Raw genomic sequence first — 1,368 nt, 5'->3', positions numbered from 1 at the left:
TTTTTCAATACTTCTTTTACGCAACGAAGTTTAAAATCGTAACTATACTTGACTTTTCTACCCATAAATATACTCTCAAATAGTGTCTAACTTTTTGGGGGCAGTTCAAAGTCCGCGAGGACTTTCGCAAGTAAGCAATAAGCCAGCAATAAATTATATACGGTGGTAACAACCGTTATTTGTTAAATAATTTTAGTTGTGTTCCAAAATTCATAAAATTATCCATTTCTAAAAATGATTTTCCTAAAGAATTTAAATTGAAAAATAATCTATAAAAATGTATTTCTCCACTACCACCTTCTAATGGTCTTATTTTCGGGTAATCTTTTCTCTTTTCGTGAAAATCTTCATAAGTTTCAACATAACATCTATCTTCTGAATCCCAAATTCCATAATTTTCAATAAATTCCTCTTCTTCCTGCTGTTCATAATATTTTTCATCTACTTCAAATTCTGCCCAAGGAAATAATATTTGTAATGAAGTTGAATTATTGAAATGAAAGTAACCTGTTTTACTAATTAAAATATCTTCAGAGTCAATAGATTTAATTATTCTAAATTCCGCTTTTCCACTTGTTTTGTTTATCCATTCATCGATTTCTAAAATAAGTAATCCGTCATCATTAATGAATTTGATTAAATACCTGTCAGCCGCAATTTTTTGAAATCGTTGTAAGTATAATGGTAGTTTATTAGTGTTTAATAGTTTTATTTTATGATTTTTATCTAATGTTTTATTTTTGGGTATTTCAACTTTCCAACCTTTAGCTGTCTTTGTAATTTTGTCATTTTTTATTTCTTGCCAAATTGTTAAATCCGTTTTTGGATTATGTAAAATTATTATAACAGGTAAACTATGATTCAGCCAATAATCTAAATGGTCTAAAGAACCTCTGTAAATAATATCTCCTAATTTATCTTCCTGAAAGTAGCTTTCTCCTGTTTTTATCTGAATTGCTAAATACTGTCCTATTGGTTTTCCATTTTCAGCGACTTCAACTGTCATATCAATTCCAACATCTGATTGGAAAATTGTTCTTGGTATCCATCCAAAATCTTTTAGGAAGATGCTTTCAACTTTATTAACTCCAAGTCTTTCGGTATTTGTAAATCTTGTTTTTGACATCGGTTTTTAATGGTTGCTAACGTTTAGTATAAGAATAGTAGCCGATTGCGGGCTTCATTCCTGGCAATATACACAAAAGTTGAAGCGGGCTATAACCCTTGAATTCACTACTAAACCGGCTATTATTTTTATACATTGTGTGTGCCCAGCATGGGTGTCTTTAATTTACTGAAAGGTAAATAATTAATCTATAGGGTGCAAGTCCCTTATGGGCAAGGGTAACGCTTTGAACCATTAGTAAG

Annotated in this window: 1 protein-coding gene; it reads right to left on the bottom strand. The window is 30.3% G+C overall.

Annotated features, from left to right (window positions below; all coding sequences use genetic code 11):
• Positions 1-175: 175 nt before the first annotated feature.
• Positions 176-1,126 (bottom strand): DUF4365 domain-containing protein, encoded by a 951-nt coding sequence (locus DAD81_RS20645; RefSeq protein ID WP_111710379.1) that lies wholly within the window; start codon positions 1,124-1,126, stop codon positions 176-178.
• Positions 1,127-1,368 lie beyond the last annotated feature (242 nt).

The sequence above is a fragment of the Lutibacter citreus genome, from assembly GCF_003260195.1.
Classification (GTDB): domain Bacteria; phylum Bacteroidota; class Bacteroidia; order Flavobacteriales; family Flavobacteriaceae; genus Lutibacter; species Lutibacter citreus.
The sequence above is the reverse complement of the archived record's forward strand: the minus strand, read 5'-3'. Positions and strand labels throughout refer to the sequence as shown.

What these genes read in the sequence shown, in the direction of transcription:
- DAD81_RS20645 (WP_111710379.1), bottom strand. Translation starts at nt 1,126, where the DNA reads ATGTCAAAAACAAGATTTACAAATACCGAAAGACTTGGAGTTAATAAA.